The organism is Streptomyces sp. NPDC031340 (assembly GCF_055569945.1).
In genome coordinates this window covers 162,364-187,784 of record NZ_JBVIIE010000008.1, presented here as the reverse complement: position 1 = coordinate 187,784, position 25,421 = coordinate 162,364, and the positions used below count along the sequence as shown (strand labels likewise).

20 protein-coding genes are annotated in these 25,421 nt (G+C 70.2%); 15 read left to right on the top strand and 5 right to left on the bottom strand.

The genetic code is table 11. The features are described 5' to 3' along the window. Window positions 1–41 precede the first annotated feature (41 nt). Entirely contained in the window at window positions 42–1,031 is a 990-nt protein-coding gene (locus ACZ5GT_RS08435; RefSeq protein ID WP_469016927.1) for a phosphotransferase family protein, read from the top strand. Window positions 1,032–1,035: 4 nt separating this feature from the next. Further along, complete coding sequence (locus ACZ5GT_RS08430; RefSeq protein ID WP_469016924.1) at window positions 1,036–1,365, top strand: hypothetical protein; 330 nt, start codon at window positions 1,036–1,038, stop codon at window positions 1,363–1,365. Here the strand turns inward: ACZ5GT_RS08430 and ACZ5GT_RS08425 are convergent. The 4 genes from ACZ5GT_RS08425 to ACZ5GT_RS08410 are packed head-to-tail and all read right to left on the bottom strand — an operon-like array spanning window position 1,343 to window position 5,209. Continuing rightward, the gene (locus ACZ5GT_RS08425; RefSeq protein ID WP_469016921.1) at window positions 1,343–2,116 is read right to left on the bottom strand and encodes a succinate dehydrogenase/fumarate reductase iron-sulfur subunit; all 774 of its coding nucleotides are present in this window, start codon (window positions 2,114–2,116) and stop codon (window positions 1,343–1,345) included. The genes ACZ5GT_RS08430 and ACZ5GT_RS08425 overlap by 23 nt on opposite strands. Then, the gene (locus ACZ5GT_RS08420) at window positions 2,113–4,074 is read right to left on the bottom strand and encodes a fumarate reductase/succinate dehydrogenase flavoprotein subunit (RefSeq protein WP_469016918.1); all 1,962 of its coding nucleotides are present in this window, start codon (window positions 4,072–4,074) and stop codon (window positions 2,113–2,115) included. The genes ACZ5GT_RS08425 and ACZ5GT_RS08420 overlap by 4 nt, the downstream gene beginning before the upstream one ends. Continuing rightward, window positions 4,074–4,895 carry a hypothetical protein gene (locus ACZ5GT_RS08415; RefSeq protein WP_469016915.1) on the bottom strand — a complete coding sequence of 274 codons (822 nt, stop codon included), beginning with the start codon at window positions 4,893–4,895 and terminating at the stop codon, window positions 4,074–4,076. The genes ACZ5GT_RS08420 and ACZ5GT_RS08415 overlap by 1 nt, the downstream gene beginning before the upstream one ends. A 29-nt stretch (window positions 4,896–4,924) precedes the next feature. Next, window positions 4,925–5,209, bottom strand: a complete 285-nt coding sequence (locus ACZ5GT_RS08410; protein WP_469016912.1) for a hypothetical protein — start codon at window positions 5,207–5,209, stop codon at window positions 4,925–4,927. Window positions 5,210–5,535: 326 nt separating this feature from the next. Between ACZ5GT_RS08410 and ACZ5GT_RS08405 the strand changes: the two genes are divergently transcribed. From ACZ5GT_RS08405 to ACZ5GT_RS08350, 12 genes are all read left to right on the top strand, one after another. Continuing rightward, a complete protein-coding gene (locus ACZ5GT_RS08405; protein WP_469016908.1) occupies window positions 5,536–7,770 on the top strand; it encodes an ABC transporter family substrate-binding protein in 2,235 nt (744 codons plus the stop codon). A 138-nt stretch (window positions 7,771–7,908) separates the two neighbouring features. Beyond that, window positions 7,909–9,825, top strand: a complete 1,917-nt coding sequence (gene typA / locus ACZ5GT_RS08400; protein WP_469016905.1) for a translational GTPase TypA — start codon at window positions 7,909–7,911, stop codon at window positions 9,823–9,825. A 633-nt stretch (window positions 9,826–10,458) separates the two neighbouring features. After that, window positions 10,459–11,493, top strand: a complete 1,035-nt coding sequence (locus ACZ5GT_RS08395) for an ABC transporter permease (protein ID WP_469016901.1) — start codon at window positions 10,459–10,461, stop codon at window positions 11,491–11,493. A gap of 84 nt (window positions 11,494–11,577) precedes the next feature. Continuing rightward, the gene (locus ACZ5GT_RS08390) at window positions 11,578–13,380 is read left to right on the top strand and encodes an ABC transporter substrate-binding protein (RefSeq protein WP_469016898.1); all 1,803 of its coding nucleotides are present in this window, start codon (window positions 11,578–11,580) and stop codon (window positions 13,378–13,380) included. A gap of 95 nt (window positions 13,381–13,475) precedes the next feature. Further along, window positions 13,476–14,456 carry an ABC transporter permease gene (locus ACZ5GT_RS08385; protein ID WP_469016895.1) on the top strand — a complete coding sequence of 327 codons (981 nt, stop codon included), beginning with the start codon at window positions 13,476–13,478 and terminating at the stop codon, window positions 14,454–14,456. A gap of 21 nt (window positions 14,457–14,477) precedes the next feature. After that, window positions 14,478–15,539 carry an ABC transporter ATP-binding protein gene (locus ACZ5GT_RS08380; RefSeq protein ID WP_469016892.1) on the top strand — a complete coding sequence of 354 codons (1,062 nt, stop codon included), beginning with the start codon at window positions 14,478–14,480 and terminating at the stop codon, window positions 15,537–15,539. Between the two features lie 12 nt (window positions 15,540–15,551). Beyond that, complete coding sequence (locus ACZ5GT_RS08375; RefSeq protein WP_469016889.1) at window positions 15,552–16,685, top strand: ABC transporter ATP-binding protein; 1,134 nt, start codon at window positions 15,552–15,554, stop codon at window positions 16,683–16,685. 374 nt (window positions 16,686–17,059) lie between these two features. Then, window positions 17,060–18,721 (top strand): peptide ABC transporter substrate-binding protein, encoded by a 1,662-nt coding sequence (locus ACZ5GT_RS08370; protein WP_469016886.1) that lies wholly within the window; start codon window positions 17,060–17,062, stop codon window positions 18,719–18,721. 6 nt (window positions 18,722–18,727) lie between these two features. After that, window positions 18,728–19,651, top strand: a complete 924-nt coding sequence (locus tag ACZ5GT_RS08365) for an ABC transporter permease (protein ID WP_469016879.1) — start codon at window positions 18,728–18,730, stop codon at window positions 19,649–19,651. After that, window positions 19,644–20,642, top strand: a complete 999-nt coding sequence (locus ACZ5GT_RS08360; RefSeq protein WP_469016872.1) for an ABC transporter permease — start codon at window positions 19,644–19,646, stop codon at window positions 20,640–20,642. The genes ACZ5GT_RS08365 and ACZ5GT_RS08360 overlap by 8 nt, the downstream gene beginning before the upstream one ends. 6 nt (window positions 20,643–20,648) lie before the next feature. Continuing rightward, window positions 20,649–21,632 carry an ABC transporter ATP-binding protein gene (locus tag ACZ5GT_RS08355; RefSeq protein ID WP_469016869.1) on the top strand — a complete coding sequence of 328 codons (984 nt, stop codon included), beginning with the start codon at window positions 20,649–20,651 and terminating at the stop codon, window positions 21,630–21,632. After that, window positions 21,625–22,737, top strand: a complete 1,113-nt coding sequence (locus tag ACZ5GT_RS08350) for an ABC transporter ATP-binding protein (RefSeq protein ID WP_469016866.1) — start codon at window positions 21,625–21,627, stop codon at window positions 22,735–22,737. The genes ACZ5GT_RS08355 and ACZ5GT_RS08350 overlap by 8 nt, the downstream gene beginning before the upstream one ends. A 100-nt stretch (window positions 22,738–22,837) precedes the next feature. On the opposite strand, the gene ACZ5GT_RS08345 is transcribed toward ACZ5GT_RS08350, so the two are convergent. Further along, window positions 22,838–25,015, bottom strand: a complete 2,178-nt coding sequence (locus ACZ5GT_RS08345; RefSeq protein ID WP_469016861.1) for a S9 family peptidase — start codon at window positions 25,013–25,015, stop codon at window positions 22,838–22,840. A 177-nt stretch (window positions 25,016–25,192) separates the two neighbouring features. On the opposite strand from ACZ5GT_RS08345, the gene ACZ5GT_RS08340 reads away from it, so the two are divergent. Then, a complete protein-coding gene (locus ACZ5GT_RS08340; RefSeq protein ID WP_324787496.1) occupies window positions 25,193–25,387 on the top strand; it encodes a hypothetical protein in 195 nt (64 codons plus the stop codon). Window positions 25,388–25,421 lie beyond the last annotated feature (34 nt).

Below are 25,421 nucleotides of genomic sequence, written 5' to 3'. Positions count from 1 at the left end.
TCCGCCGCGGACCGGTGGGCGTAGGGGGAAGACTGGGTGGGATGAGCCGTATCCGCCGGCACGACACCCCCGCCGCCCTCGCCCCTCTCGCCCGCGCCGCGCTGGGCCCGCACCGCGTCCTCGTGGACGTGGTGCGCCTGCGCGGCGGCACGAAGAAGGGCGTCCACCGCCTCTTCTTCGACGACGACACCACGGCCGTCGCCTACGTCTGGTCCGCCGACGAGGACTACTGGGACGCCGGCCCCACCGACCCGCGCGACCCCTTCTCGCACGACACCGGCCTCGCCCTCCTCACCGCGGCGCACGACCGCCTGGCGCGCGCCGGCGTCCGCACGCCCCGCCTGCTGTACGCCGACGCCACGCACACGCACCTGGCGGCGGACGCGGCCGTCGTCGAGGACGTGCGTGGCGGCAGCCTGGAGGAGGCGCTGCGGCGCGACCCGCGCGCGGCGGACGCGACGCTCCGGCGGCTGGCCGGCGAACTGGCCGCGCTGCACGCCCAGCGGGGGCCGGCCTTTGGCAAGGTCGCCTTGGTCGACAACGGCGGCCTGCCGACGGGCGGTTCGTGCGAACGCGTCGTCATGGACCGCGCGCTGCACGACATCGAGGAGACCGCCGCGCGCGAGCCGCGCGCCGCCGCGGCACGGGAGGAACTGACCGACGCCGTCGAGAACCTGGCCGCAGCGGTGCGGCCGCGTGCCCTTCACACCCTCGTCCACGGCGAACTCGGCCCGGACCACGTGCTGGTGACACCCGACGGCGACCCGGTCCTGATCGACGTCGAGGGCCTGATGTACTTCGACGTGGAGTGGGAGCACGTGTTCCTGCGGCTGCGCTTCGGCCCGCACTACGACGCGCTGCGCGTGCCCGGCCTGGACGAGGACCGGCTCCGTCTCTACCGGCTGGCCATGCATCTGTCCCTGGTCGCGGGCCCGTTGCGGCTCCTGGACGGCGACTTCCCGGACCGGGCGCCGATGCGGGCGATCGCGGAGTGGAATCTGCTGCGCGCCCTCGACCTTGTGGGACGATGATCGTATGGATCTCTTCCTGCGAGTGGCCATGGCGGCGGCCGTGACGGGCCTGGCCGCGATCGGCGTCGCGGGTGTCGTCAGGGACTGGACGCCGCCCTGGGGCAGGCGCCAGGTGCTGCGGCCCAAGCTGTGGGGGTACGGCTCGCTGCTCGCCGCGGCGGGCATGGCCCTGTTCGCCTTCCTGGGCCCGCTGCGCGAGCCGCACCCCTCCTTCGACGCGCTGCCGGTCATCGGCTGGGTCGGATTCATGGGCGGGCTGCTCCTCCAGAACCTCGGCCTGCGACCCGGCCGCGGCGGCCGCGGCGGCGACGCTACGACGAAGACCTCCGCCTGATCTTCGAGCCCAGCCACACCAGCGGGTCGTACTTGCGGTCCACGGCCCGCTCCTTCAACGGGATCAGCGCGTTGTCCGTGATCCTGATGCCCTCCGGGCACACCTCCGTGCAGCACTTGGTGATGTTGCAGTAGCCGAGGCCGTGTTCGTCCTGGGCCGCGCGCTTGCGGTCCAGGCCGGTCTCGGCGGCGGCGTCCAGCGGATGCATGTCCAGTTCCGCCACCCGCATCAGGAACCGCGGGCCGGCGAACGCCGGCTTGTTCTCCTCGTGGTCGCGCACCACGTGGCAGGTGTCCTGGCACAGGAAGCACTCGATGCACTTGCGGAACTCCTGCGGGCGGTCCACGTCCTGCTGGAACATCCGGTACTCGCCCGGGCCGACACCCTCCGGCGGCACGAACGCCGGTACCTCGCGCGCCTTGTGGTAGTTGAAGCCGACGTCCGTCACCAGGTCGCGGACCACCGGGAAGGCACGCAGCGGGGTCACGGTGACGGTCTCCTCGCGGCCGAAGACCGACATGCGGGTCATGCACATCAGCCGTGGCCGCCCGTTGATCTCCGCCGAGCACGAACCGCACTTGCCGGCCTTGCAGTTCCAGCGCACGGCCAGGTCCGGGGCCTGGGTGGCCTGCAGGCGGTGGATGACGTCGAGGACGACCTCGCCGTCGTTGACCTCCACCCGGAAGTCCGCCAGGCCGCCGCCGTCCGCGTCGCCCCGCCACACCTCGAAGCGGGCCTCGTAGCTGCTCATTCGTACAGCTCCTCTTCGGCGAGGTACTTGACCAGCTCCTCCTTGTCGAAGAGGGCGAGCAGGTCGGGGCGGACGGGGTCGGTGGTCTCGCGGGTGAGTTCGATCCGGCCGCGCGCGGGGTCGGCCGCGGCCGCCGGTTCGCCGGTGAGAGCTGCCGGTTCGTCCGTGGGGCCGGCCAGCCGGCACAGCAGGTTGATGTTGCGCCACTTGCGGTCCATCGTCGGACGGTCCTCGCGGGTGTGCCCGCCGCGCGACTCGGTGCGCTCCAGCGCCGCCCGCGCCACGCACTCGCTGACCAGCAGCATGTTGCGCAGGTCCAGCGCGAGGTGCCAGCCCGGGTTGAACTGCCGGTGTCCCTCCACGCCGGCCCGCCGCGCCCGCGCCCGCAGCTCCGCCAGCTTCTCCAGCGCCCGCTCCATCTCGGCCTCCCGGCGGATGATGCCGACCAGGTCGTTCATCGTCTGCTGGAGCTCCTGGTGGAGGGTGTACGGGTTCTCCGGCGGGCGTCCGTCGTCCTCGCCCGGCGCCGGGCCCTGCGCGGAGAACGGCCGCAGCGCCTCGGCCGCCGCCGCGTCCACCTGGGCGTCGTCCGTGCGCGGGCGTGCCCCCGCCGCCGCGTACTCGGCCGCGTACCGGCCCGCCCGGCGCCCGAACACCAGCAGGTCGGAGAGCGAGTTGCCGCCGAGCCGGTTGGAGCCGTGCATGCCGCCCGCCACCTCACCGGCCGCGAACAGCCCCGGCACCCCGCGCGCCGCCGCCGTGTCGGAGTCGACGGCGATGCCGCCCATCACGTAGTGGCAGGTGGGCCCGACCTCCATCGGCCCGGCCGTGATGTCGACGTCCGCCAGCTCCTTGAACTGGTGGTACATCGACGGCAGCCGGCGCCGGATCACCTCGGCCGGCATGCGCGTCGAGACGTCCAGGAACACGCCGCCGTGCGGGGAGCCCCGGCCGGCCTTCACCTCGGCGTTGATGGCGCGGGCGACCTCGTCGCGGGGCAGCAGCTCAGGGGGGCGCCGGTTGTGGTCCGGGTCCTCGTACCAGCGGTCGCCCTCCGCCTCCGACTCGGCGTACTTCTCCTTGAAGACGTCGGGGACGTAGTCGAACATGAACCGCTCGCCCTCGGAGTTGCGCAGCACCCCGCCGTCGCCGCGCACCGACTCGGTGACGAGGATGCCCTTCACCGACGGCGGCCAGACCATGCCGGTCGGGTGGAACTGCACGAACTCCATGTTCAGCAGCGGCGCCCCGGCGAGCAGCGCCAGCGCGTGCCCGTCGCCGGTGTACTCCCACGAGTTCGACGTCACCTTGAACGACTTGCCGATGCCGCCGGTCGCGATCACCACGGCGGGCGCCTCCAGCACGAAGAAGCGGCCGGACTCGCGCTCGTACGCGAAGACCCCGGACACCCTCCCGCCGTCCTTCAGCACACGGGTGACCGTGCACTCCTGGAAGACCTTCAGGCGGGTCTCGTAGCCGCCGGTCTCCTTCTTGTCCTGCTGCTGCAGGGAGACGATCTTCTGCTGGAGGGTGCGGATGAGCTCCAGGCCGGTGCGGTCGCCGACGTGCGCCAGGCGCGGGTACTCGTGGCCGCCGAAGTTGCGCTGCGAGATCCGGCCGTCCGCGGTGCGGTCGAACAGGGCGCCCCAGGTCTCCAGCTCCCACACCCGGTCCGGGGCCTCCTTGGCGTGCAGCTCGGCCATCCGCCACTGGTTGAGGAACTTCCCGCCGCGCATGGTGTCGCGGAAGTGGACCCGCCAGTCGTCGCCGGAGTTGACGTTGCCCATGGCGGCGGCGATGCCGCCCTCGGCCATCACCGTGTGCGCCTTGCCGAACAGCGACTTGCAGATCACCGCCGTACGGGCGCCCCGCTCCCGCGCCTCGATGGCGGCCCGCAGCCCGGCGCCGCCGGCGCCGACCACGACAACGTCCCACTCCTGGCGGTCGACCACGGACATCAGAAGAACCTCGGATCGTCGAAGGCGCCGGAGGCGACCAGGTACACGTACAGGTCGGCGACCGCCACGCTCACCAACGACGACCAGGCGAGCAGCATGTGACGGGCATTCAGCTTTCCGACCCACTGCCACATGCGGTAGCGCACGGGATGCCGGGAGAAGTGCCGCAGCTTGCCGCCCACGATGTGCCGGCAGGAGTGGCAGGAGAGGGTGTACGCCCAGATGAGCACGATGTTGACGAGGAACACCAGGGTGCCCAGCCCCATGTGCCCCCAGCGGTAGTGCTCGTCCCGGAAGGCCAGCACGGTGTCGTACGTCAGGATGCCCGCGACCGGGATCGCCGCGTAGAAGAAGTACCGGTGGACGTTCTGCAGGATCAGCGGGAAGCGGGTCTCACCGGTGTACCCGCGGTGCGGCTCGGCCACCGCGCAGGCCGGCGGGGACGCCCAGAAGCCGCGGTAGTAGGCCTTGCGGTAGTAGTAGCAGGTCAGGCGGAAGCCGAGCGGGAAGACCAGGATGATGATCGCGGGTGAGATGCCCCACCAGCTTCCGAAGAGGTCGGCGTTCGGCCCGGCGCGCATGGTCCGGCAGTTCTCCGCCAGGCACGGCGAGTAGAACGGGGAGACGTACGGCGCCGCGTAGTAGTCCGCGTTGCCGAAGGCCCGCCAGGTCGAGTACACGATGAAGGCCAGCAGGCCCGCGGCCGTGGCGGCCGGGGCCAGCCACCAGCGGTCGGTCCGCAGGTGCGGGGCGTCGATGGCGGCGCGGGCGGGGCCGCGCACGCCGCCGCGGCTGGGAGGGGGTTCCGTACCAGTGGCCAACTTCTGACTCCGGTCGGTGTGGGTAAGCGCTAATGACGGTTGCGGTGCGCGCCCAGTCCCTCGTCGTCCGAGTCGGTCCACAGGGAGCTGTCGTACGGGGTGTCGGGGATGGTGACGAGTTCGGGACGTCCGGGCGCGGCGGGGGTGGCCGCCTCGCGCAGCAGCGCGACGCTCTGGCGCAGGTGGTCGGCGTCGGCGCGGACCCGGCGGATGTCGAGTCCGCCGCCGCCGATCCGCTGCTCCAGCCGGCCGACCGAGCGCAACAGGTCGTCGAGGCAGCGCTGAACGGACGAGAGTTCGTCGTGCACGGACATGACGTGACCTCACTTCCGCGGGTTCGTACCGCGTCGGTGCCTGGGCGGCGACGTTCGTGCGGCTGCGAGTGTCGCGCGTCACACCTGTCGGTGGGAAGCGGTGTGCACGGATTGGCCGGGGCACGTCGTCGTGACCGGACGGCGCGGGGGCGCGGGCGGCACCCCGTGACGCGTCCGTTGCGCCGCACGGGTGGGCTTGGGTGCCGCCGCCGCCGTGTCGCCCCGCCCTGCTGAACCCTTTCCTCTTCAGTGGCCATACATCTGATCAGCTCCAAATACCGCCAATCGTGATCGGAACCGGCGGTCCACCCCCGGAGGTAGACGTGATGTCCCACGACGGCGTCGGACTGCGTGCGGTCATGCGCTCGGTCGCCTTCCTCACCGCGGGCACGCTCGCGGTATCCACGCTCGCCGGCTGCAGTTCCGGGGAGGAGGTCAGCAAGCCCCTGGTCGGGCAGGACATCGCGCCCGCCGGTCGCGCCGCGGTCGCCGACGGCGGCACGCTGCGCTGGGCCGTGGACGACCTGCCGGAGACGCTGAACACCTTCCAGTCGGACGCCGACGCCACCACCACCCGCGTCGCCCAGGCCGTCCTGCCGGCCATGTACCGGCTGGACGCCGCCGGGCGCCCGCAGCGCGACGCCGACTTCCTGGAGTCCGCCAAGGTCGTCGAGACCGAGCCCAAGCAGGTCGTGCTGTACAAGCTCAGCCAGCAGGCCGTCTGGAGCGACGGCCGCGAGATCGGCGCCGCCGACTTCGCCGCCCAGTGGCGCGCCCTGTCCGGCAAGGACAACGCCTACTGGACGGCCCGCAACGCCGGCTACGAGCGCATCGAGAAGGTCGAGCGCGGCGCCAACAACCTCGAGGTCAAGGTCACCTTCGCCCGGCCGTACGCCGACTGGCGGTCGCTGTTCTCGCCGCTGTACCCGAAGGACGTCATGGGCACCCCGGACTCCTTCAACGACGGGGCCCGCCGCAAGCTCAAGGTCACCGCCGGGCCGTTCGCCGTGAAGAAGGTGGACCGGGAGAACGACCGGATCGTCCTCACCCGCAACCCGCGGTGGTGGGGCGCCCCCGCCAAGCTCTCCGAGATCGACCTGAAGGTGGTGGCGCGCGACAAGCGGGCCGCCGCGCTGGCCGCCGGGAAGCTCGACCTGGCCGAGATCGACCCCTCCGCGGCCGGGCAGATCACCGCCGGAGCGGCCGGCACCAGGGCCTCGGACGCCGGCGCCTCCGCCCACAAGGGCGCCTCCCCGAGCACGGGTGCCTCCCCGCACAACGGCCCCGGCGGCCGGCGCGCCACCACGAAGGCCGAGCGGCGGCTGAAGGCCCTGCGCGCCTTCGAGGTCCGCAAGTCGCTGGAGCCGGCCTTCACCCAGCTCGCGCTGAACGGCGCCGAGGGCCCGCTCGCCGACGAGCGCGTCCGCCGGGCCGTGGCCCGCGCGCTGGACCGCAAGGCACTGGCCGAGGCCGTGCTGAAGCCGCTCGGGCTGCCCGCGGTGCCTGTCGGCAGCCATGTCGCGCTGTCCGGGCAGGCCGCCTACGCCGACAACAGCGGCGCGCTCGGCAAGGAGGACACCGCCGAGGCGCAGGCGCTGCTGTCGGACGCCGGCTGGGTGCCCGGCGGGCCCGTCAAGGCCAAGAAGAAGGACGGGAAAGAAGAGAAGGAAGAGAGCGGAGAGAAAGAAGAGAAGGCAGAGAAGTCAGAGAAGGAAGAGGACAGCGGGAACGCCGGTTCGACCGGGAAGAAGGCCGGGCACGCCTCGGAGTCCGCGAAGGCCGACGACGGGACGTACATCGTCGGCGAGGACGACAAGGCGGGGCACGAGGGCCACCTGCCGGAGGGCAGGCTCACCGGGAGCAGCGACGACTCGAAGGACCACGAGCAGCGCGCCGGGGACGCCGCCCGGCACGCCGGGCAGGGCAGCGCGCCCGGCGCCTACGCCCCCAAGGGCACCGCCGCCCCGGGCGGCACCGGCACCGCGGTCAAGGCGCTCGCCAAGGACGGCAAGCCGCTGGCGCTGCGCTTCGTACTCCCCTCGGGGGCCGGCTATCCGACCCTGCGCGCGGTGGCCGACCGGATCAGCGGGATGCTGGCCCGGGTCGGCATCAGCACCAGGATCAGCAAGGTCCCCGAGGCGAGCTACTTCAAGGACCACATCGCCGCCGGCGAGTTCGACCTCGCCCTGTGGTCCTGGCCCGCCTCCGCCTACCCCGCCACCGACGCCCGGCCCATCTACGCCAAGCCGGTGCCGGCCGCCGACGGCTCCCTGAACGTCGAGCAGAACTACACCCGCGTCGGCACCGACCAGGTCGACCAGCTGTTCGACGAGGCCGTGGCGACGCTGGACGACCAGGAGCGCCGCGGTCTGCTGCGCAAGGCCGACTCCCGCATCTGGGCGGCGGCCGGGTCGATCCCGCTCTTCCAGCGCCCGCAGCTGACGGCCGCCCGCAAGGACCTGGTCAACGCCGGAGCCTTCGGTTTCCAGACGCCGGTCTTCGAGGACATCGGCTTCCTGAAGAAGGGCGCGAAGGTCTCCCCGGCCCCGTCCCACAGCTGAGCCGCGCGGCCCTGCGGCGGCCTTCGCCGCGGGGCCACGTACCATGGGGTGAGGCCGTGGCGTGTACAGCCCGGCAGGGCCCCGCGTAACACAGACGTACGCGCAGGCCGTCCTCACACTCCGGGAGAACGCCGCAATATGGCTGTGTCCGCAACACGTCACGACATCCGCAACGTCGCCATCGTCGCCCACGTCGACCACGGGAAGACGACCATCGTCGACGCCATGCTCAAGCAGGCGGGTGCCTTCGCCGCGCACCAGCTCGACCAGGTCGACGACCGCATGATGGACTCCAACGACCTGGAGCGTGAGAAGGGCATCACGATCCTCGCCAAGAACACGGCGGTGAAGTATCACCCCAAGGACGGCGGCGAGCCCATCACCATCAACATCATCGACACCCCCGGCCACGCCGACTTCGGCGGTGAGGTCGAGCGCGGTCTGTCGATGGTCGACGGTGTCGTGCTGCTCGTCGACGCCTCCGAGGGTCCCCTGCCGCAGACCCGCTTCGTGCTGCGCAAGGCGCTGCAGGCCCGCCTGCCCGTCATCCTGTGCATCAACAAGACGGACCGCCCGGACGCCCGCATCGACGAGGTCGTCAACGAGACCTACGACCTCTTCCTCGACCTGGACGCCGACGAGGACCAGATCGAGTTCCCGATCGTCTACGCCTGCGGCCGGGACGGCATCGCGTCGCTGACCAAGCCGGAGGACGGCACCGTCCCGGGCGACTCCACCAGCCTGGAGCCGTTCTTCTCGACGATCCTGGAGCACATCCCGGCGCCGACCTACGACGAGTCCGCCCCGCTCCAGGCCCACGTCACCAACCTGGACGCCGACAACTTCCTCGGCCGTATCGCGCTGCTGCGCGTCGAGCAGGGCGAGCTGCGCAAGGGCCAGACGGTCGCGTGGATCAAGCGCGACGGCTCGATCAGCAACGTCCGCATCAGCGAGCTGATGATGACCGAGGCGCTCACCCGCAAGCCCGCCGAGAAGGCCGGCCCCGGTGACATCTGCGCCGTCGCCGGCATCCCGGACATCATGATCGGCGAGACCCTCGCGGACACCGAGAACCCGATCCCGCTCCCGCTGATCACGGTCGACGAGCCCGCGATCTCGATGACCATCGGCACCAACACCTCGCCGCTGGTCGGCCGCGGCGGCACCGGCAAGGGCGCCGACGCGAAGTCGGCCGTCAAGGACCGCAAGGTCACCGCCCGCCAGGTCAAGGACCGCCTCGACCGCGAGCTGATCGGCAACGTCTCGCTCCGCGTCCTGGACACCGACCGTCCCGACGCCTGGGAGGTCCAGGGCCGCGGTGAGCTGGCGCTCGCCATCCTGGTCGAGACCATGCGCCGGGAGGGCTTCGAGCTGACCATCGGCAAGCCGCAGGTCGTCACCAAGGAGATCGACGGCAAGACGTACGAGCCGGTCGAGCGGATGACGGTCGACGTGCCCGAGGAGCACATGGGCGCGGTCACGCAGCTCATGGGCGTGCGCAAGGGCCGGATGGACAACATGTCCAACCACGGCTCGGGCTGGGTCCGCATGGAGTTCGTGGTCCCCTCGCGGGGGCTGATCGGCTTCCGTACCGAGTTCCTCACCAGCACCCGCGGCACGGGTATCGGCCACTCCATCCACGAGGGCTTCGAGCCCTGGTTCGGCACCCTGCAGACCCGTAACAACGGCTCCCTGGTCGCCGACCGCGCCGGCGCCGTAACCGCGTTCGCGATGACGAATCTCCAGGAGCGCGGCGTGCTGTTCGTGGAGCCCGGCACCGAGGTGTACGAGGGCATGATCGTCGGCGAGAACTCGCGCTCCGACGACATGGACGTCAACATCACCAAGGAGAAGAAGCTCACCAACATGCGGTCTTCGACGGCCGACGTGGCCGAGTCGATCGTGCCGCCGCGCAAGCTGTCGCTGGAGCAGTCGCTGGAGTTCTGCCGCGACGACGAGTGCGTCGAGGTGACCCCGGAGGCCGTTCGCATCCGCAAGGTCAACCTGGACCAGCGGGAGCGCGCCCGCGCCGCGAGCCGCGCCAAGCACGGCTGAGCCGACGGCCGGGACGGCGTCCTCGCCGCACCCTCCGAGCCCGGGTGCCCCCATCTTGGGGGCGCCCGGGCTTTTTGCAACCGGTTTTCGGGCGCCAGGTGTCCGAAATGCGGAGATCACTGCCCGATAGCCATGTAACAAGTCCGTTTCGCGGCCTTCTTGTCCCGAACCGTTTGTCCAGAATTCGGAAGAAGTATGCGCGAGCTGTGACTGAATTGAGATTTAAAGACAGTGGTTCGGCCATCGGCTCATGGCAGATAGTTAGCCGCGTAGCGCTCGGGTCGATGGGTCTCGCTGTGGGGACAGCGGCGACTCACGAGAGCACCAGGGGGTGTCTGATCCTTCGTCAGGGGTGACGGAGGACGGGCATGGGCCCCCAATCGTCGGTGAGCATGTGCAGTCACGAGGAGGAGCCCCATGCGCGGTGTCACGAGCACCAAGTGGGACAGGTCGACAGTCGCCCGCAACTGCTTCACCGCACACGGCAGTTCTCTCTGAGGATTGCGCCGGCCGCTCACCGCGTGGTTACGCTACGCGCGTCCGGCTGCGGCTTCTCCATGATCCGGTCGGTGACCGCGCACATCCCGCGCGGTCGGTGACCCGGTACACCCACACCTGTGAAATGGGCCAACTGTGACCAGTCCAATCGACGTTGAAGGCGGCGAGGCGTCGGTCGTCGTCGACGGCACACCCCAGCCTCACGCCAAGGCCGAGGCCGATCAGCTCGAGGGCCGTTCCCCCGGCCGGCTGATGTGGATCCGCTTCAAGCGTGACCGCACGGGGGTGATCTCGGCGTGCATCGTGGCGTTCTTCTTCGTCGTCGCCCTGGCCGCGCCGCTGATCTCGAAGCTGTACGGCAAGGACCCGTACACGATCTACGCGGACGAGCGTCCCGAACTCTTCGACAGCGCGGGTGTCCCGGTGCAGCCCAACGGCGGCATCAGCGGCGAGTTCTGGTTCGGACTCGAACCGGGCAACGGCTACGACGTGTTCACCAAGCTGATCTACGGCATCCGCACCTCGCTGATGATCTCCGTGGCGGTGACGATCGCGGTCGTGCTGACGGGCATTCTGCTCGGTGTGACGGCCGGTTACCTCGGCGGCAAGGCCGACTACGCGATCGGCCGCGTCATCGACTTCCTGCTCGCCTTCCCCTCGCAGCTGTTCTTCATCGCCAGCATGCCGGTCGTGGTCTCACTGTTCGTCAGCCCGCGTGACGAGACGCCGACTTACGTGCGCGTGGTCGCGCTGATCGTCGTCCAGTGGGTCCTCGGCTGGATGAGCCTCGCCCGCATCCTGCGCGGCACCACACTCGCCCTGCGCGAGCGGGAGTTCATCGAGGCCGCCCGGGTGAGCGGAGCGTCTCCGTGGCGGATCATCCGCAAGGAGCTCCTCCCCAACGTGGTGACGCCGCTGCTGGTCCAGACGACCTACATGCTGCCGAACTTCGTGACGATCGAGGCCGGCCTGTCCTTCCTCGGCGTCGGCATCGTCGAGCCCACGCCCGACTGGGGCCAGATGTTCTCCAAGGCATCGACCGAGCTCGTGCTGCAGAACGACATCACGTACATGTTCTTCCCCGGCGTCTCGATGATCATCTTCGTCGTCGCGTTCAACCTGCTCGGGGACTCGGTCAGGGACGCCTTCGATCCCAAGACGGCGCGCTGACCGACAGATCGTGGGCGTCCTCGCCCCGGATACCGCACGGCCGAATTCGGCACTGGTGATACACAGATGGGTGGAAACTGAGTGATGAGTAGGGGCGGACGCCACACATACGCCGCTTTGTCCGTGCTCGCGGCGGGGGCACTCGTGCTCACCGGTTGCAGCAAGGGCGGCAGCGACACCGGCGACAACAACAAGAAGAACGAGGAGAACGCCAAACGGCAGCAGTCGTCGATCAAGTTCGGCGACGCCGCGGCCTCCCAGGGCCCCGCGGCCGAGGTGAAGGGCGCCAAGGCGGGCGGCACGATGGAGGTCCTCCAGCGTGACAGCTTCGCCCACCTGGACCCGGGCCAGATCTACGTCTCCGACGAGATGGCGCTCTCGCAGCTGATCCACCGCGGGCTCACCGGCTACAAGGCGACCAGCGACGACGGCAAGCAGCACGAGGTCGTCGGCGACCTGGCCACCGACTCCGGCACCACCACCGACGGCGGCAAGACCTGGAAGTACACGCTCAAGGACGGCATCAAGTTCGCCGACGGCACGCCGATCACGTCGAAGGACGTCCGCCAGACCTTCGAGCGGCTGTTCGCGCCCTTCATCAACCAGGGCCCGAGCTACATCCAGCAGTGGCTCGCCGACTCCACCGACTACCGCAAGCTGCTGAAGGACGGCCCGTACAAGGGCAAGCACCTGCCTGACAGCATCATGGAGACGCCGGACGACAAGACGATCGTCTTCCACTTCAAGACGGCGCACCCGGACCTGCCGTACGCGCTCGCCATGTCGGGCTACTCCGTCGTCTCCGCCAAGAGCGACACCAAGGAGAAGTACGACAAGAAGCCGATGACGAGCGGCCCGTACAAGATCCAGTCGTTCAAGTCCGGCAAGTCGATGGTGCTCGTCAAGAACACCAACTGGGACGCGAAGACGGACCCGATCCGCCACCAGTACGTGGACCAGTTCGACATCCAGTTCAACCAGCAGTACGAGCAGTCCACCAAGGCGCTGCTGGCCGACACCGGCGCCGACCAGACCGGCGTCAGCTTCAGCAACGCGGTCGACGCGGGCAACCTGTCCAAGGTGCTCGCCGACCCGAGCCTGAAGTCCCGCACGGTCTCCGGCTACCAGCCCTACGTCGGCCAGATGAACATCAACATGAGCAAGCCGGAGCTCAAGGACATCAACGTCCGCAAGGCCATCGCCTACGCGCTGCCGGTCACCCCGTTCGTCCGCGCCTACGGCGGCACGGACGCGATGGAGGTCGCCGGCGGCCTGCTCAGCCCGACCGTCAGCGGCTACGACGCGGCCTTCGACCCGTACGGCAAGAAGAAGAAGCCCGCGGGCGACCCGGCCAAGGCCAAGGAGCTGCTGAAGAAGGCCGGCAAGCTCAACATGAAGCTGACCTTCGCCTACATCAACACCCCCGAGGGCCAGCAGTACTCGACGGCCATGGCGGCAGGTCTGAAGAAGGCCGGCTTCAACGTCCAGCGCCAGGAGATCCCGGCCGAGTCGTACTACGACCAGGTCAGCAAGGTCGACAACACCTACGACATCTTCCACACCGCGTGGGGCGCTGACTGGCCGTCCGCCTCGACCGTCCTCCCGCCGCTGTACGACGGCAGGCTGATCGCCGACGGCTCGCAGAACTACTCGCAGGTCAACGTTTCGCACGTGAACAGCGAGATCGACCGCATCAACAAGATCACCGACCCGGTCAAGTCCGCGGCCGAGTGGGAGAAGCTCGACAAGTACCTCCTCACCAAGGTGGTCAACGAGGTTCCGACCGCCTACTACAAGCAGACCCAGATCGCCGGCTCCAAGGTCGGCGGCCTCGTCTACGACGACGTGATCGGCGGCCTCGACCCGCGTCGTCTCTTCATCAAGTAACCACCGTCCGACCGGTACCCGGTGCGTGAGCCCCACGAGGGCGACACCGCACCGGGTACCGCCCGGCCCGCCGACGTCAGAGAGCTGCCCCTGTCATGCTGCGCTTCCTCGTCCGCCGGACCCTCGGTGCCGTCGTCATCCTCTTCCTGTTGAGCATCGTGGCATTCGTGCTGTTCTTCGGGATGCCCCGTGACCCGGCGCTGCTGATGTGCGGCAAGACGTGTACCCCCGCGAACATCGAGAACATCCACCACGTGCTCGGGCTCGACAAGTCGATCCCCGAGCAGTACGGGGTCTTCCTGCACAACCTCTTCCTGGGCAGCAGCGAATTCGCCCAGGGCCCCTGCCCCGCCCCGTGCTTCGGGTACTCGTACCACACCAACGACCAGGTCTGGTCGACGCTGACGGACCGTCTGCCCACCACCGTCTCGCTGACGATCGGGGCGGCCGTGGTCTTCCTGCTCGTCGGTCTGGGCACCGGCATGCTCGCCGCCTGGAAGCGGGGGAGCATGCTCGACAAGACGGTCACCGCCGGGTCGATGGTGCTGAGTTCGATGCAGATCTACTTCCTGGGCCCGCTCGCGCTCGCGGCTCTGGTGTACCAGTCGCACATCTTCGACAAGCCCGCGTACAACGAGTTCACCAAGGACCCGGTCACCTGGTTCTCCGGACTGATCATCCCCTGGGTGGTGCTCTCCACGATCTTCGCCTCGCAGTACACGCGTATGGCGCGCTCGTCGATGATCGAGCAGCTGCAGGAGGAGCACGTCCGTACCGCCCGCGCCAAGGGCATGTCGCGCAAGTACGTGTTCTTCCGCTACGCCTGGCGCGGCTCGCTGATCCCGATCGTCACCATCTTCGGCATCGACCTCGGCTCGCTGCTGGGCGGCGCGATCATCACGGAGTACACCTTCGGCCTGCCGGGGATCGGTCATCTCGCCGTGGAGGCCGTCCAGTTCAGCGACCTGCCGCTGCTGCTCGGGGTGATGCTGTTCTCCGCCGCCATGATCCTGCTGTTCAACATCATCGTCGACGCCTGCTACGCCTTCATCGACCCGCGCGTGCGGCTGTCCTAGGCCGACTTTAGGAGCACAGTCGTGACCACTCTGACCAAGGAAGCCGGAGCACCCGTGCCGGCCGACGCGGGCGCCTTCCTCTCGGTGCGGGACCTGCACGTCAGTTTCAAGACCGAGGACGGCGTCGTGAAGGCCGTCAACGGGCTGTCCTTCGACCTGGAGCGCGGCAGGACGCTGGGCATCGTCGGCGAGTCGGGCTCCGGCAAGTCCGTCACCAACCTGACGATCCTCGGGCTGCACAACCCGATGTTCACCACCGTCGAGGGCGAGATCCTGCTGGAGGGCCAGGAGCTGACCACCGCCCGGGAGCCGGAGCTGGAGAAGCTGCGCGGCAACAAGGTCGCCATGATCTTCCAGGATCCGCTCACCGCGCTGTCGCCGTACTACACGGTGGGCCGGCAGATCGCCGAGCCGTACATGAAGCACACCGGGGCGTCGAAGAAGGCGGCCTGGGAGCGTGCGGTGGAGATGCTGGGCAAGGTCGGCATCCCCAACCCCAGGGAGCGGGCGAAGGACTACCCGCACCAGTTCTCCGGCGGTATGCGCCAGCGCGCGATGATCGCCATGTCCCTGGTGTGCGACCCGGACCTGCTGATCGCCGACGAGCCGACGACCGCCCTGGACGTCACGGTGCAGGCGCAGATCCTGGACCTGCTGAAGGACCTCCAGCAGGAGTTCGGCTCGGCGATCATCTTCATCACGCACGACCTCGGCGTCATCGCCGACATGGCCGACGACATCATGGTGATGTACGCGGGCGGCGCGGTCGAGCGCGGCACCACGAACGAGGTGCTCCGGTCGCCGCAACACCCCTACACCTGGGGCCTGCTGAACTCCATGCCGCGGCTGGACTCGGACCTCGCCGCTCCCCTCACGCCGATCCCGGGCGCCCCGCCGTCGCTGCTCAACCCGCCCGCCGGCTGCCGGTTCCACCCCCGCTGCACCTTCCAGGACCGGGTCGGCGGCAACCGCTGCGTCACCGAACGCCCGCTGCTGGGCCCCGACCGGGCGTCCGCCTGCCATCTCACGGCGGAGCAGAAGCGCACCATCTTCGTCGAAGAGATCAAGCCCCGTCTGGGCTAGGAGGACCACGCCATGACAGAGGACCTCGTCCTCCCCGCGCCGCGGGAGACCGGCACCGACGCGGCCGGCGACCCCCTCCTGGTCGTGGAGGGGCTGACCAAGCACTTCCCGATCAAGGGCGGCTTCCCCGTCCGGCGCACGGTCGGCGCCGTACAGGCCGTCGACGGCATCGACCTGACCGTGAACGTCGGCGAGAGCTTCGGCCTGGTGGGGGAGTCGGGCTGCGGCAAGTCGACCACGGGCCGGCTGATCACGCGCCTGATGGAGCCGACGGCCGGGACGATCTCCTACCGCGGCCGGGACATCACCCACGCCAGCCGCAAGGAGCTCGCGCCCATCCGGTCCGAGATCCAGATGATCTTCCAGGACCCGTACTCGTCGCTCAACCCCCGCCAGACGGTCGGAAAGATCATTTCCAGCCCGATGGAGGTCAACGGGATCGAGCCCGCCGGCGGCCGCGAGAAGCGGGTGCGCGAGCTGCTGGAGATCGTCGGCCTCAACCCCGAGCACTACAACCGCTTCCCGCACGAGTTCTCCGGCGGCCAGCGTCAGCGCATCGGCGTGGCCCGGGCCCTCGCCCTGGAACCCAAGCTGATCGTCGCCGACGAGCCGGTCTCCGCGCTCGACGTGTCCATCCAGGCGCAGGTCGTCAACCTGCTCCAGAAGGTGCAGCGGGAACTCGGCATCGCGTTCCTGTTCATCGCCCACGACCTGGCCGTCGTACGGCACTTCTCGCAGCGCGTCGCGGTGATGTACCTGGGCAAGATCATCGAGGTCGGCGACCGCGACTCCATCTACACGCGCCCCCGCCACCCCTACACCCACGCCCTGCTGTCCGCCGTGCCCGAGGTGAGCCTCTCGGAGGAGGCGGACGCCGGCGCCGCCCGGGAGCGCATCCGGCTGGCCGGTGACGTGCCGTCGCCCATCGCCCCGCCGTCCGGCTGCCGGTTCCGCACCCGCTGCTGGAAGGCGCAGGACAAGTGCGCGACGGAGGAACCCCCGCTGGTCCGGATCTCCGGCAACCGCGAGGGTCACCTGACGGCGTGCCACTTCCCGGAGGAGCCGACGATCGAGGCGCGCGAGCAGGACATCGTGCTGGACCCCGCGCTCGCCGCGCTGGAGGAGACCGGCGACGAGGAGAAGTAACCGCGAGACGCGGTGACCGCGAGCAGCGGTCACCGCGACGAAGAGCGGCCACGAGGGGATACACCTCGTGTGGTGAGGGCCCGCGCCCCGGGTGGAGGGCGCGGGCCTTCGTGTCCCCGGGAACCGGACGTCCGTGGGCTCGGGTCGATGGGCCGTGAAGGTCCGGTTCCGTGAGGGGCGGCCGGCTGAAAGGGGAGTGCCGGAACCGCCGCCCCCGGGTCTGTGATGAGACGCGGGACCGGAGTGCGCGGTTCCCTCTTCGCGGGCGGCCATCCGGATGGCCCGTCACTCCGAACGGTGGGGTGCGTGTGCGTCGTGGGGTGTTTGCGTCGATATTGGCCGGTAACGGATCGGCAGCCACCAGGAGGCACCCCATGCGTGGAGTCACCCGCGCCGGACGGGCCGCCGGCGTCGCTGCCGTCACCCGCGCCGGACGGGCCGCCGGCGTCGCTGCCGTGGCGCTGGCGGCGGCCGCCTGCGGAGGCGGCGGGGGTGGCGCCGCCGGCAGCGCGGTGCTCAGCTCGTCGTGGGGCGATCCGCAGAACCCGCTGGAGCCGGCCAACACCAACGAGGTGCAGGGCGGCAAGGTCCTCGACATGATCTTCCGGGGACTCAAGCGGTACGACCCGAGGACCGGCCGGGCGAAGGACATGCTCGCCGAGAGCATCCGGACCTCCGACTCGCGGACTTTCGACATCACGGTCAGGAGCGGCTGGAGGTTCAGCGACGGCGAGCCCGTCACCGCCAGGTCCTTCGTCGACGCGTGGAACTACGGCGCGAGCCTGCGCAACAACCAGCGCAACGCCTACTTCTTCGGATACATCGAGGGCTACGACAAGGTCCACCCCGAGGACGGCTCCCGGCAGCGCGCCGACACGCTCTCCGGGCTGAAGGTCACCGGCGAGCGCACCTTCACCGTCCGGCTGGCCCAGAAGTTCTCCTCGTTCCCGGACACCCTCGGCTACGCGGCGTTCGCCCCGCTGCCCCGGGCGTTCTTCGACGACCACGCCGCGTGGATCAGGAAGCCGGTCGGCAACGGCCCGTACACCGTGCGGTCGTACACCAAGGGCGCGCGGATGTCGCTGCGCAGGTGGGACGGCTACCCCGGCGCGGACAAGGCGCGCAACGGCGGCGTCGACCTGATGGTCTACACCGACAGCAACACCGCCTACACCGACCTGATGGCCGGGAACCTCGACCTGGTCGACGACATCCCGGTCGCCCAGCTCAAGAACGTCAGGACCGACCTCGGCGACCGCTACCTCAACACCCCGGCCGGCATCCTCCAGACGCTCGCCTTCCCCTTCTACGACAGCGCCTGGAACCGGAGCGGCTCGGAGAAGGTCCGCAAGGGCCTGTCCATGGCGATCGACCGCAGGCAGATCACCGACAAGCTGTTCCGGAGGACCCGCACTCCGGCCACCGACTGGACCTCGCCGGTCCTCGGCACGCAGGGCGGCTACCGGGCCGGACTGTGCGGCGAGGCCTGCGAGTTCAGGCCGGACGAGGCCAGGAAGCTGATCCGGGAGGGCGGCGGGCTGCCGGGCGGCCAGGTGAAGATCACGTACAACGCGGACACCGGCTCGCACAAGGAGTGGGTGGACGCCGTGTGCAACTCCGTCAACAACGCGCTCGGCAAGGACAAGGCCTGCGTCGGCAACCCGGTCGGCACCTTCGCGGACTTCCGCGACCGGATCGTGCGGAAGAAGATGCCTGGGCCGTTCCGGGCCGGCTGGCAGATGGACTACCCGCTGATCCAGAACTTCCTCCAGCCCCTCTACTACACCGACGCCTCCTCCAACGACGGCAAGTGGTCGAACAGGCGGTTCGACGGGTTCGTCGACCGGGCCAACGCCGAGACCGGCGCCGCCCGCGCGGTCGGCCTGTTCCAGGGCGCCGAGAAGGCCGTCCGCGACAACATGGCGGCCATCCCGCTGTGGTACCAGAACGGCAGCGCCGGCTGGTCGGACCGGCTCTCGAACGTCGCCCTCAACCCGTTCAGCGTCCCGGTCTACAACGAGATCAAGGTCGGCTGAGCGCCCATGGGACGGTACGTGCTCCGGCGCCTGCTGCAGATGGTCCCGGTGTTCGTCGGCGCCACGCTGCTGATCTTCCTGATGGTGAACGTGATGGGCGATCCCGTCGCGGGCCTGTGCGGCGAGCGGCAGTGCGACCCGGCCACGGCGGCCCAGCTCGAGCGGGAGTACGGGCTCGACCAGTCGCTCGCCCGGCAGTACCTGACCTACATGGGCAACGTCCTCACCGGCGACTTCGGCACCGCATTCAACGGGCAGCAGGTCACCGAGCTGATGTCCACGGCGTTCCCGGTCACCGTACGGCTGACGATCGTGGCGGTCTGCTTCGAGATCGTCATCGGCGTCACGCTCGGGGTGGTCACCGGCCTCCGGCGCGGGCGGCCGGTCGACACCACGGTCCTGCTGGGCACCCTCGTCGTGGTCTCCGTCCCCACCTTCGTCACCGGCCTGCTGCTGCAACTGCTGCTCGGCGTCGAGTGGGGCTGGATCAAACCGTCGGTGTCCACCGCGGCGCCCCTGGACGAGCTGATCGTGCCGGGCCTCGTCCTCGCCTCCGTCTCCCTCGCCTACGTGACCCGGCTGACCCGCACCTCCATCGCGGAGAACCGGCGCTCCGACCACGTCCGCACGGCCGTCGCCAAGGGGCTGCCCCGGCGCCGGGTGATCGTCCGGCACCTGCTGCGCAACTCCCTGATCCCCGTGGTCACCTTCATCGGCACCGACATCGGCGCGCTGATGGGCGGCGCGATCGTCACCGAGCGGATCTTCAACATCCACGGCGTCGGCTACCAGCTCTACCAGGGCGTCCTGCGTCAGAACACCCAGACGGTCGTCGGCTTCGTGACCGTCCTCGTCCTCGTCTTCCTGGTGGCCAACCTGCTCGTCGACCTGCTGTACGCCGTACTCGACCCGAGGATCCGCTATGCCTGAGCAGCCGTACGAACCCGGAGGCGCCGTCGCCGGCACCGGCATGGGCGGCGCGATGGACCTCGCGGCGGGCGAGGCGACCACGCTGGAGCGGACGCCGGGCGGGACCGGCGGCGCGGGCGGGCCGGGCGGCGCGGGTCCCGCGGGCAGGCCGCGCAGCCTGTGGTCCGACGCCTGGCGCGACCTGCGCCGCAACCCGGTCTTCGTGGTCTCCGGGCTGGTGATCGTGTTCCTGGTGGTCATCTCCCTGTGGCCGTCGCTGATCGCCCCCGGGAACCCGCTCCGGTGCGACCTCGCCAAGGCCCAGGACGGCCCGGCCCCCGGCCACCCCTTCGGCTACGACGGCCAGGGCTGCGACGTCTACACGCGCACCGTGCACGGCGCCCGCACGTCCGTCACGGTCGGCGTCTGCGCCACCCTCGGGGTCGCGGTCCTCGGGTCGGTCCTCGGCGGGCTCGCCGGGTACTTCGGCGGGGTGTGGGACGCGGTCCTCTCCCGGGTCACCGACGTGTTCTTCGCGATCCCGGTGGTCCTCGGCGGTCTGGTGCTGCTGTCCGTGGTGACCGGCAACACCGTCTGGCCGGTCATCGGGTTCATGGTGCTGCTCGGCTGGCCGCAGATCTCCCGCATCGCCCGCGGCTCGGTCATCACCGCCAAGCAGTACGACTACGTGCAGGCCGCGCGGGCCCTGGGCGCCTCCCACTCCCGGCTGCTGCTGCGGCACATCGCGCCCAACGCGGTCGCGCCGGTGATCGTCGTGGCGACCATCGCGCTCGGCACGTACATCGCGCTGGAGGCGACGCTGTCCTACCTCGGCGTCGGGCTGAAGCCGCCCAGCGTCTCCTGGGGCATCGACATCTCCGCCGCCTCCCCCTACATCCGCAACGCCCCGCACGCGCTGCTGTGGCCCTCCGGGGCGCTCGCGGTGACCGTCCTGGCCTTCATCATGCTCGGCGACGCGGTCCGCGACGCCCTGGACCCGAAGCTGAGGTGAGCGGGCGTGCTGCTCGAAGTGCGCGATCTGCGGGTGGAGTTCCGCACCCGGGACGGCATCGCCAGGGCCGTCGACGGCGTCGACTACGCGGTGGACGCGGGCGAGACGCTCGCCGTGCTCGGCGAGTCCGGCTCCGGCAAGTCGGTGACCGCGCAGGCCGTGATGGGCATCCTCGACACGCCACCGGCCCGGATCACCGGCGGCGAGGTCCTCTTCCGGGGCAGGAACCTGCTGGCGCTGAAGGAGGAGGAGCGCCGCCGGGTCCGCGGCGCGGAGATGGCGATGATCTTCCAGGACGCGCTGTCCGCCCTCAACCCCGTGCTCACCGTGGGCGACCAGCTCGGCGAGATGTTCACCGTGCACCGGGGCATGTCCCGCAAGGACGCGCGGGCCAGGGCGGTGGAACTGATGGACCGGGTGCGCATCCCGGCCGCGCGGGAGCGGGCCGGGCAGTACCCGCACCAGTTCTCCGGCGGAATGCGCCAGCGCATCATGATCGCGATGGCGATCGCGCTGGAGCCGGCGCTGGTCATCGCCGACGAGCCCACCACCGCCCTGGACGTCACCGTGCAGGCCCAGGTCATGGACCTGCTGGCCGAGCTGCGGCGCGAGTACCGGATGGGGCTCGTGCTGATCACCCACGACCTCGGCGTGGTCGCGGACGTGGCCGACCGGATCGCCGTGATGTACGCGGGCCGCATCGTGGAGCGGGCGCCGGTGCGCGACATCTACCGGGCGCCCGCGCACCCGTACACCAAGGGCCTGCTGGAGTCGGTTCCGCGCCTGGACCGCAAGGGCGTGGAGCTGTACGCCATCAAGGGGCTGCCGCCGAACCCGATGGACGTCCCGCCGGGCTGCCCGTTCAGCCCCCGCTGCCCGATGGCCCGCGACGTGTGCCGCACCGACGTCCCCCCGCTGTACGAGGTGTCCGATGTGTCCGAGGACAGGCGCAGCGCCTGCCACTTCTGGCGGGAGTGCCTGGATGGCTGAGCCGGTCCTGGAGGTCAGCGGCCTCGTCAAGCACTACCCGCTCACCCGGGGCGTCGTCTTCCGCAAGCAGACCGGCGCGATCCGGGCCGTGGACGGCGTGGACTTCACGCTCGGGCGCGGCGAGACCCTCGGCATCGTCGGCGAGTCCGGCTGCGGCAAGTCGACCGTCGCCCGGATGCTGGTCAACCTGGAGCGGCCGACGGCCGGTTCGATCCGGTACAAGGGCGAGGACATCACCCGGCTGTCCGGCCGGGCGCTGAAGGCCGTACGGCGCAACATCCAGATGGTCTTCCAGGACCCCTACACTTCCCTCAACCCCCGCATGACGGTCGGCGACATCATCGGGGAGCCGTACGAGATCCACCCCGAGGCGGCCCCGAAGGGCGACCGGCGCAAGCGGGTGCGGGAACTCCTCGACGTCGTCGGACTCGACCCCGACTACGTCAACCGCTATCCGCACCAGTTCTCCGGCGGCCAGCGCCAGCGCATCGGCATCGCGCGGGGGCTGGCGCTGCGCCCGGAGGTCATCGTCGCCGACGAGCCGGTCTCCGCGCTCGACGTGTCCGTGCAGGCCCAGGTGATCAACCTGCTCGACCGGCTGCAGGGCGAGTTCGGGCTGTCGTACCTCTTCATCGCGCACGACCTGTCGGTGGTGCGGCACATCTCGGACCGGGTCGGGGTGATGTACCTCGGGCGGATCATGGAGACCGGCACCGACCGGGAGATCTACGAGCACCCCACGCACCCCTACACCCAGGCGCTGCTGTCCGCGGTACCGGTCCCCGACCCGGACACCCGCGAGCACCGGGAGCGGATCGTCCTCGCGGGCGACGTGCCGTCCCCGACGAACGTCCCCTCCGGCTGCCGGTTCCGCACCCGCTGCTGGAAGGCGCGGGAGCGCTGCGCGCGGGAGGTGCCGCCGCTGGCGGTCCCGGCCGCGTACCGGCTGTCGGGCGGCCCGGCGGCGCACCCCTCGGCCTGCCACTTCGCGGAGGCCGGGTCGTCCATGGTGCGCGCAGCTCCGGCGCCGACGGGACGCGCCGGGCAGGCAGGACAGGCGGGGCAGGCAGAACCCGCCGGGGAGCACGGCAACGGGCCGGGATGACATGGCGCATCCCGGCCCGTTCACGGCACCCGCACGGCCGTACGCTGTTCAGCGTCGCGCGTCCGTATATCGGTACCGCTTCCGTGAAGTTGCCTGCGTGTTAACGCGGTTCGTGTGCTTTTGTGTGCTTTTCCGGTCCCGCTTCCAGGCCCAGTCCCAGTGAACGCCGCAGGAAGTCGAGCTGGAACCAGAGCAGGTTCTCGGCGACCGTCTCCTGCGGGGTCATGTGCGTGACGCCGGACAGCGGCAGCACCTCGTGCGGCCGGCCGGCCGCCAGCAGGGCGGAGGACAGCCGCAGCGAGTGGGCGACCACCACGTTGTCGTCGGCCAGGCCATGGATGATCATCATCGGCCGGTGCGGCTCGACGGCGTCCACCAGACCGGCGTCGTCGATCGCCGAGTTGCGCCGGTAGACCTCGGGCTGCTCGCCGGGGTGGCCGAGGTAGCGCTCCGTGTAGTGGGTGTCGTACAGGCGCATGTCGCTGACCGGGGCGCCCACCACGGCCGCGTGGAAGACGTCCGGGCGGCGCAGCACGGCGAGCGCCGCGAGGTAGCCGCCGAAGGACCAGCCGCGGATGGCGACCCGGCCGAGGTCGAGCGGGAAGTCGGCGGCGAGCCCCTGGAGCGCGTCGACCTGGTCCTGGACGGCGACCGCCGCGAATTCGTCCCGCATGGCCTTCTCCCAGGCGGGGGAGCGGCCCGGGGTGCCCCGCCCGTCGGCGACCACGACCGCGAAGCCCTGGTCGGCGAACCACTGCGAGATCAGGTGCGGATTGTGCGCGGCCAGCACGCGCTGGCCGTGCGGACCGCCGTAGGGGTCGAGCAGGACCGGGAGGGGAGTGTCACCGTGGTAGTCCGTTGGCATAAGCACGGCGCACGGGATTTTCCGTGCGCCCCCCAGTGCGAGTGTCACGCGCGGGGACAGACCGGGATCTTCGGCGTACGACGGGATCACCGCCACCTGCTTCCCGTCCCGCAGCACCTGCACCAGGGGCCCCGGCCGGTCCGGCACGGCGGACACCAGCACGGTCACGCCCCCGGCGCGCACCGCCGAGTGCACGCCGGGTTCCCGGGACACACGTTCCAGGCCAAGTTCGTTCACGCGGTACACGTGTACTTCGCCGATCTCGGGGGACCCGTCGCCGGACAGCACCGGCTCGCCCGCCGACGCCGAGACCAGCACGTCGTCGGCGGATACGTCCAGCACAGCGCGGATGTGCAACTGGGGTCCGGTGAGCGGGCGTTCGCCGACCGCCAGCACCCGCGCACCGCCCTCGTCGGCGATGCGGACGAGCTGTCCGGAGGGGCTCCAGCACGGCACTCCAGGGAAAAGATCCAGCCAAATCGGATCTTCGTCCGCGTGCACCATCCGGGTCGTGCCCGACTCCGGGTCCACCGCCAGGAACAGCTGACTCCGCTGGTCGCGAGCCTGTACCAGCAGCAGCGGCGCACCCGCCTCTGACCAGTGCACATGGGCCAGATACGGGTAGCGGCGACGGTCCAAGGACACCTCCGTGCGCACCCCGTCCAGACCGATCACGAACAGCCGCACGTCCGCGTTGTCGGTACCCGCCGCCGGGTACGGGACGTGCAGTGGGTCACGTTCCGGGCGGGCCGGGTCGGAGATCCACCAACGCCGCACCGGCGTGTCGTCCACCCGCGCGACCAGCAGCCGGTCCGAGTCCGGCGACCACCAGAAGCCCCGCGCACGGCCCATCTCCTCGGCCGCGATGAACTCCGCTAGCCCGTAGGTGATGTTGGCCGACTCCGGCTCCGCCAGGGCCCGTTCACCCTCGCCCTCGGCGCCCACCACGCGCAGGGCGCCCCGCGCGACGTACGCCACGTGCCGACCGTCGGGGGAGGGACGGGGGTCCACCACCGGCCCGGGGACGGCGAGTTCACGTGCCGTGCCGGCCCGCAGCTCGGCCGTGAAAAGCCGCCCTGACAAGGCAAAAGAGGCCAACTCCACGGCCGTGTCGGTGGCGTAGCCGACGATTCCGGCACCACCCTCGCGGCTGCGCTCACGACGCGCCCGCTCCTCGGGCGGGAGGTTCTCGGTGGCCCCGCCCAGCAACGCACCCGGGTCGGCTGCCACCCGTTCTCGGCCGTTTTCCACGTCGAGCACCCACAGCGCGTTCGCCCGGTCGGTACCGGAACCGGAGCGCAGGAACACGACACGGCCGCCATCAGGCGAGACTGTGAACGAACGCGGCGCGCCGAGGGTGAAGCGCTGGGTGCGGGCGTGCCGGCGGGGGAAGGAATCAGACCTCATCGTCATGCCATGACCATATTGGCCATGCGCCCCCTTGTGCGGCCGTGCGCCGACCGATGCGCGCGTGTGGATAGTTATGATCACTGGCGCACAGTGGGTATGAACCCGCTGGCTACTGTATGGATTTTTCTGCCCCTTGGTCCGACCCCCCCGTGCACTTGGGATCTTTGGAGGTGAGCCGCCGTGGCACTCTCGATTTCGGCGGTGGTGCTGCTGGCGATCATCGTCTTCCTGCTGATCAAGAAGTCAGGGCTGAAAGCCGGACACGCGGTCGTCTGCATGTTGCTCGGGTTCTACCTCGCGTCGTCGACCATCGCGCCCACGATCAGCGATCTGACGACGAACATCGCGGGCATGATCGGCAGCATCAAGTTCTGACCGCGGCCCACCGGGCCCCTCGGGGCCCGGCAGG